Here is a 6,891-nt window from a genome sequence, read left to right as displayed (position 1 = left end):
CTTACCAACCGATGACCAAGACAACACAATTCAAGGCAACTTTGAATTCTTCTGTGCTGCAAGCGAAGCTGAAGCTGTAGAGAAAGCAAAGGCACATTACGGCAGTGATTGGAACATCGTCGCAGAGGCTGCGGACAACATAAGAACGCGCGTTTCATTCAACCACTCGTCCGGGCTGAAGACAATCACTCTTGGCCGCGATCCCGACGTCCTTGACACGTGGTTCTCGTCCGGCCTCTGGCCCATCGGCACGCTAGGCTGGCCCGAGCAAACCGAAGAGATGGAACGCTACTTCCCCACGGACGTTCTGATCACCGGCTTCGACATCCTGTTCTTCTGGGTCGCCCGGATGATGATGATGCAACTGGCCGTGGTGAACGAGGTTCCGTTCCACACCGTCTACCTGCACCAGCTCGTCCGCGACGAGAAGGGCAAGAAGATGTCCAAGACCACCGGCAACGTCATCGACCCGCTGGAGATCGTCGACGAATTCGGCGCCGACGCGCTGCGGTTCACCAACGCCTCGATGGCGGCAATCGGCGGCGTGCTGAAACTGTCGCGCGAGCGCATCACCGGCTATCGCAACTTTGGCACCAAGCTGTGGAACGCCGTCCGCTTTGCCGAAATGAACGGCGTCTACGATGGTACAATTCGCACAGTCGGGTCTCTGGAACAGGTACAAAATGCACAATTCGCGGTAAACCGCTGGATCATCGGCGAAACCGCCCGCGTGCGGGAAGAGGTCGACGCCGCACTAGACACCTACCGCTTCAACGACGCCGCCAACGCCTTGTACGCTTTCGTCTGGGGCAAGGTCTGCGACTGGTACGTGGAATTGTCCAAGCCTCTTTTGCAAGGCGAAGACACCGCCGCACAGGAAGAAACCCGCGCCACCATGGCCTGGGTCATGGACCAGTGCATGATCCTCTTGCACCCGATCATGCCCTTTGTCACCGAAGAGCTTTGGGGCCTCACCGCCGAGCGCGCCAAGATGCTGGTTCATGCCGACTGGCCCGATTACAAGGCCGCCGACCTGATCGACGAGGCCGCCGATCGCGAGATGAACTGGGTCATTTCGGTGATCGAGAACACCCGCTCGGCCCGCGCCCAGATGCGCGTGCCCGCTGGTCTCTATGTCCCTATGATCGTTACGGAAATCGACGATCATGGGCAGGCGGCATGGGACCGGAACGAGGCGCTGATCAAGCGTCTGGCGCGCATCGACAGCCTGACAAAGGCGGATACGCTGCCCAAGGGCACCATCTCGATCACCGCCCCCGGCGCCTCTTTCGGCCTGCCGCTGGCGGACATCATCGACATCGGTGCCGAAAAGGACCGGCTGGAAAAGGCCAAGGGCAAACTTTCCAAGGAACTGGGCGGTCTGCGCGGTCGCCTGAACAACCCCAAATTCGTGGCCTCAGCCCCGGAAGAGGTGGTGGAAGAGGCCAAGGCCAACCTCGCCGCCCGCGAAGAGGAAGAGGCACGGATCGACGAGGCGCTGGCCCGTCTTGCAGAAATCGCCTGATCTCTTCATCTTTTCGAAAATCCTCAAATCCCCCGCCAAGGCCCGCGGGGGATTTTTGTTTCTGTGCTGACACTTAACCTTGCTTGTCGCCGTTTTCGGTTGCTATCCTGTTGTATCCGTTCCGAGGTATAGATGACGCGCACCCTGCCCCCCATGCAAACCGTATCGACCGGCCTCGTGGTGGCGGTGGTCGGGTTCTTCAGCTCGTTCCCCATTGTCCTGCAGGGCCTTTCGGCCATGGGCGCTTCACCGCAGCAAGCATCGTCAGGCCTCATGAGCGCGGCGATTTCGATGGGACTGGCGGCGGTGGTTCTGGGGCTCTGGTATCGCCAACCGGTCAGCGTCGCCTGGTCGACGCCCGGCGCCGCGCTGCTGGCCGTCTCGGCAACGCCTGCCGACGGATTTTCCGGTGCGGTGGGCGCGTTTCTCTGCGCGGGCGCGCTGACCGTACTGGCGGGGCTTTGGCGTCCGCTGGGCCGTTTGGCGGCGGCCATTCCTCCGACGCTGGCGCAGGCGATGCTGGGCGGTGTTCTGTTGCCGCTTTGCATCCAACCTTTCAAGGCTGTGGTCGAACTGCCCTGGCAGGCATTGCCCGTCATCCTGACCTGGTTCATCGCCGGACGTTTCAACCGGCTGCTCGCAGTGCCCGCCGCTGTCGCGGCCTCTGCCGTCACCGTGATCATGAATGCCGGCGATACATCTGTAATCCCTCAGCAAATCCTCGCTGCGCCAGTCTGGACCACACCCAGTTTCTCGCTGTCTTCCGCTCTGGGGATCGGGGTGCCGCTTTTCATCGTCACCATGGCCACGCAGAACATACCGGGCGTCGCGGTGTTGCGCAGCTATGGTTATGATCCCAAACCCGGGCCCCTGTTTTCGTCGGTTGGCGCTGCGAGTCTTCTCAGCGCGCCCATCGGTGCTCCGGCAACCTGCCTTGCCGCCATCACAGCCGCAATGTGTTCGAACGAAGACAGCCACCCCGATCCCGCCCTGCGGTATTGGTCGGCGGTCATGGCCGGGATCTTCTATTGTATTTTTGGCGTGCTCGCGGTCGCCATCACCGGATTTGCCGCGCATGCCGACCCATTGTTGATGGGAACGCTGACCGGCATTGCCCTGATCGGTGTGATGGCAAACGCAATCTTCGCGGCCCTGGAGGTACCCACCGAGCGGGAGGCCGCCATTCTGACTTTTGCAATTACTGCATCGGGCGTCACGGTATTTGGGCTGGGCGCTGCGGTCTGGGGATTGCTGGCCGGTGGTCTGACCTATCTGATTTCAGTCAGGGTGCGATAACACTTTTTTGCCATGTCTCTAAGCGGCATAAAGTGATTTCATGCACAAAGCTTTTGACAGACTCATTGAACGCCAGATCAGAAAGGCACAGGCCGAAGGCCAGCTTGACGGACTGGACGGCGAAGGCAAACCCCTCCCCGACAGGTCAGCCGAAGCTCAAACCGACCCGGCCCTCGCCGCCGGTCACCGGATCATGGCGCAGGCCGGTGTGCTGCCCGAAGAGTTCGAGTTCAAGAAACAGCTAGACACGGCGCGCACGCAGTATGCGCAATTGACTGATCCTGACGCGCAAAAAGCCGCAATGGCGCGATTGGCTGATCTGGAGATGCGCTACAACATGGCCCGCGATGCCAGACGCGCGTTCATGCGGTAATCATTTGAAGACCGGTTTGCGCCCCTGCAAACGGGCGGCGATGACTTCCAATTGATCCGGCTTGCCGATCAGTTCAACCTGTTCGCGCGATTCCGCCAGCAAGACCTGTTCACGTTCCGTGGTTTCCGCAACTTCGATCAGCCGCTTGGCGGCACGGATGGCCGACGGGCTTTGACCGGCGATGTCTTCGGCCAGTGCAAGTGCCTCGGTCAACGGATCGTCGGACAATCTGGTCACCAATCCCCACTCTGCCGCCTGTGCGGCGCTGATCGGGCGCGCGGTATAGGTCAGCAGGCGCAGGACATCAGAACGCACCAGTTGCGGCAGCAAGACCATGCCACCCATATCCGGGATGATACCCCATTTCATTTCCATCACCGCCCATTTGCTATCAGGATGGGCGATGCGGATATCTGCGCCCAGCGCGATCTGCAGCCCGCCACCATAAGCAACACCCTGCACCGCGCAGATGACCGGAACAGGTATCCGTCGCCACACAAGGGCCAGCTCCTGCATTTCGTTGGCGTCCCCATGGCTGCGGCTCATCAGCCATTCGGTCGGATCGGTATGCGCCATGGACGCAAAACTCGCCATGTCGAGGCCTGCGCAAAAACTTTTGCCCTCGCCCGACAGCACCACCGCCCGCGCGTCCGAGGCCCCGACCTCCTGCCCGGCGGCGAGGATCGCCTTGACCATCGCATCGTCAAGCGCATTCATCTTGTCGCCACGGGTCAGGGTGACGTGGGCGATATGATCCTTGTATTCGACTGATACGCGCGCCATGCGGACCTCCGGTTATGGGTTTTCGCCTCATCTTGCCCCGAACCCGCGCAGGCTTCCACCGCAACGTCGGGGCAGATTACGGCAGATCGTCTGCAGGCATCCTGCCGAACCAAGGCGAATCGAGCGTCATGAAGTAGAACTGATCCCCTACGATCTTGCCGCCCGTTGTGATCCCCAGCCTGCCATCAGGGTCCTGTACCGTGCGCAGGATGCGCCCGTCGCCGTCGAACTGAACCAGCATCCCGCGATGGATCGGTGCAGGACGCACCATCGGCCCGAGCCGCCAGACCACCTTGCGAAGAAAGGGATAGGGCATCAGCTTTTCCGACGGAACACGCGGGCTGGCGAAGGCCACCCAAAAGGTGCCGTCCCCCTGTGCCTCAAGATTGTCGGGATAGCCCGGAAGATTGTCCAGAAACACCTCGCGCTGTCCCGCCTTGTCGCCTGTCAGCCACAACCTGTGAATACGCGCCCGACCTGTTTCGGCGATAAGCAGGAAATCTTCCTCTGGAGATAGCGCCACCCCGTTGGCATAAACAAACCCATTCGCCACCTTTTCGACTGCGCCGTCCGGATTTCGGCGCGCGACATAGCCGGTATCGGATTGCTCCCATATCGTCAGGATCGAGGTCGGCTTGGTCCCTCCCATCGTCTCGGGGTCGAAACGGTCGGACGAGTTTGAGAAATAGACCGTGCCATCCTGCCCCACATCCAGTTGGTTGGCATAGATGACCGGTGCGCCGCCAATCTGCTCCACAAGCGTCTCAAGGCTGCCCGGCCCGGACCAGCGCATTACCCCGCGGTAGCTGTCAGAGATGTACAGCGCCCCATCCGGCCCTGCCCGAAGGCCCAGCGGCCGGCCTCCCAAACGATCCACCTCGACCGGCTCTGGCCCGTCGATCCGATAAAGAATCCCGGACAGGCTAGTGGTATAGACGGTGCCATCCGGCATAACGGCCAGGTCTTCGGGGCCGATTTCTCCATCAGGAAGGGAGATGCGCTGCGCCCTGTCCAAGGCATGATTCTCGGAAAAATCACCGGTGAAACCAGGCGCGGCAGGAGGCTCATAGGCCACCGGTTCAACCGGGACGGGCCACAAAAGCAGGTAGGCTAGCCCGATCACCGCGAGAACAGTCAGAATACGCAAACCATACCTCCAGATTCATTGCAGCAGCCTGCGAGGGAAAGTCGGCACATGCAAGCCTTGCCCACACCTGTGACATGGGTTTATCTGCCGACATGCGTGCCCCCAGATACACCCCGCTTGCCCTGTCCCTGCCCGCCACGGTGCCCTTTGTCGGCCCAGAAACGCAAGAGCGTCATCGCGGTACGCGTTTTGTCGCGCGCCTCGGTGCGAACGAGAATATCTTCGGCCCTTCGCCCCGCGCGGTCGAGGCGATGCAGAAAACCGCCGCCGGCATCTGGATGTATGGCGATGCCGAGAATCACGATCTGCGCGCGGCACTGGCGGAGCATCACGGGATTCGCCCGGAACACATCGTCGTGGGCGAAGGGATCGACGGCCTGCTGGGCTATCTGGTTCGGCTGATGGTCGCGCCCGGCGACACGGTGGTGACATCCGATGGTGCCTATCCCACCTTCAACTATCACGTCGCGGGCTTTGGCGGTGTATTGCACACCGTTCCTTATCTGGACGATCGCGAAGATCCCGTAGCGCTGTTTGCCAAAGCTGCCGAAGTGGATGCCAAGCTGGTCTACCTTGCCAACCCCGACAACCCCATGGGCACATGGCACAGCGGGGCTGAGATCGTCGCGGCGCTGGATTACCTGCCCGACGGCACTTTGCTGGTATTGGACGAAGCCTACGTCGAATGCGCGCCGGATGGGACTGCGGCGCAGATCGCTGCGGACGACCCCCGGATAATCCGCATGCGAACCTTCTCCAAGGCCTATGGCATGGCGGGCGCGCGTGTGGGTTACGCCATAGGCGCACCCGAACTGATCTTGGCCTTCAACAAGGTCAGAAACCATTTCGGCATGAACCGGTCGGCACAGGCTGGCGCGCTGGAAGCGCTGCGCGATGGTGAATGGCTTGGTCATGTTCTGGGTCAGATCGAATTCGCGCGCCGGCGGATCGGACAAATCGCCCATGAAAACGGGCTTGTCCCGCTCCCCTCGGCCACAAACTTTGTCACGATCGATTGCGGCAAGGATAGTGAATTCGCCAAGGCGGTACTGGCCTCACTGATCGATCAAAGCATTTTCGTCCGCATGCCCTTCGTCGCACCGCAAAATCGCTGCATCCGGGTCAGTTGCGGACCGACAAGTGATCTTGACGCATTCGCGGCAGCGCTGCCCAAAGCACTGGCCGCCGCGTCGGCATAGTCGCGCCGGATTTACCTGACTTTCCTCCGAATTCCTCTAAAATAGTAGGTGGAGGATATTCAGGAGGCGCAGATGCGCGACCACAAGATCGGACGAGCGCCGGACTATACGGTTGCAGCCCTGGTCATGTTGGGCGTGAATTTGGTGTGGATACTCGTCGCAATCTGGGCGATCTGGGGGTTCGTGACTGCCGTCGTGATCGGCCTGATATTCAACCACGGCATCACTGTGCTGTCACGCCGGTCGCATTAAAGCTTGCCCGCCAGAACATGGGCAGCGGCAGCTAACGCGCCTGAGCCGTGCGGGATATTCAGGGCCGTCAGCCCTGATTCAACCCCACCCAGCAATCCCATAACCATCTGCCCGTTGACGTGCCCCATGTGCCCAAACCGGAAATAGTCATCCCGCCCGGTTCCATCAGGGGCCGCCATACCCAATCCGATTCCCAGCGTCAGCCCCAGATTATTCTCGACCCAGTGCCTGAGCGCGCTGCCCTGACCGTCGGAAAGCCGCAGCGCGGTAACAGCATGGCTGCGATGCCGCGGGTCTGCGACATTCATCCCGAATC

7 protein-coding genes and 1 pseudogene are annotated in these 6,891 nt (G+C 60.9%); 5 read left to right on the top strand and 3 right to left on the bottom strand.

Annotated elements, in window-relative coordinates; genetic code table 11:
• From AC2FNB_RS20075 to AC2FNB_RS20065, 3 genes are all read left to right on the top strand, one after another.
• Nucleotides 1-1,525 (top strand): class I tRNA ligase family protein (locus tag AC2FNB_RS20075; RefSeq protein ID WP_496748556.1); only part of this gene is annotated, 1,525 nt, incomplete at its 5' end.
• 132 nt (nucleotides 1,526-1,657) lie between these two features.
• Nucleotides 1,658-2,821 carry a benzoate/H(+) symporter BenE family transporter gene (locus AC2FNB_RS20070; protein ID WP_480749212.1) on the top strand — a complete coding sequence of 388 codons (1,164 nt, stop codon included), beginning with the start codon at nucleotides 1,658-1,660 and terminating at the stop codon, nucleotides 2,819-2,821.
• A 40-nt stretch (nucleotides 2,822-2,861) separates the two neighbouring features.
• Entirely contained in the window at nucleotides 2,862-3,194 is a 333-nt protein-coding gene (locus tag AC2FNB_RS20065) for a DnaJ family domain-containing protein (RefSeq protein ID WP_496748555.1), read from the top strand.
• Here the strand turns inward: AC2FNB_RS20065 and AC2FNB_RS20060 are convergent, their stop codons facing one another.
• Nucleotides 3,195-3,977 (bottom strand): crotonase/enoyl-CoA hydratase family protein, encoded by a 783-nt coding sequence (locus tag AC2FNB_RS20060; RefSeq protein WP_496748554.1) that lies wholly within the window; start codon nucleotides 3,975-3,977, stop codon nucleotides 3,195-3,197.
• A gap of 76 nt (nucleotides 3,978-4,053) precedes the next feature.
• Entirely contained in the window at nucleotides 4,054-5,124 is a 1,071-nt protein-coding gene (locus tag AC2FNB_RS20055; RefSeq protein ID WP_496748553.1) for an SMP-30/gluconolactonase/LRE family protein, read from the bottom strand.
• Nucleotides 5,125-5,216: 92 nt separating this feature from the next.
• Between AC2FNB_RS20055 and AC2FNB_RS20050 the strand changes: the two genes are divergently transcribed.
• Nucleotides 5,217-6,323, top strand: a complete 1,107-nt coding sequence (locus tag AC2FNB_RS20050; protein WP_496748552.1) for a pyridoxal phosphate-dependent aminotransferase — start codon at nucleotides 5,217-5,219, stop codon at nucleotides 6,321-6,323.
• Between the two features lie 72 nt (nucleotides 6,324-6,395).
• Nucleotides 6,396-6,575 (top strand): hypothetical protein, encoded by a 180-nt coding sequence (locus tag AC2FNB_RS20045; RefSeq protein WP_480749207.1) that lies wholly within the window; start codon nucleotides 6,396-6,398, stop codon nucleotides 6,573-6,575.
• Here the strand turns inward: AC2FNB_RS20045 and AC2FNB_RS20040 are convergent.
• A pseudogene (locus tag AC2FNB_RS20040) lies at nucleotides 6,572-6,891 on the bottom strand (alanine--glyoxylate aminotransferase family protein); the annotation flags it as partial. The gene AC2FNB_RS20045 and the pseudogene AC2FNB_RS20040 sit on opposite strands and share 4 nt — an antisense overlap.

This window comes from Ruegeria sp. BHSB058 (assembly GCF_059613285.1).
The sequence above is the reverse complement of the archived record's forward strand: the minus strand, read 5'-3'. Positions and strand labels throughout refer to the sequence as shown.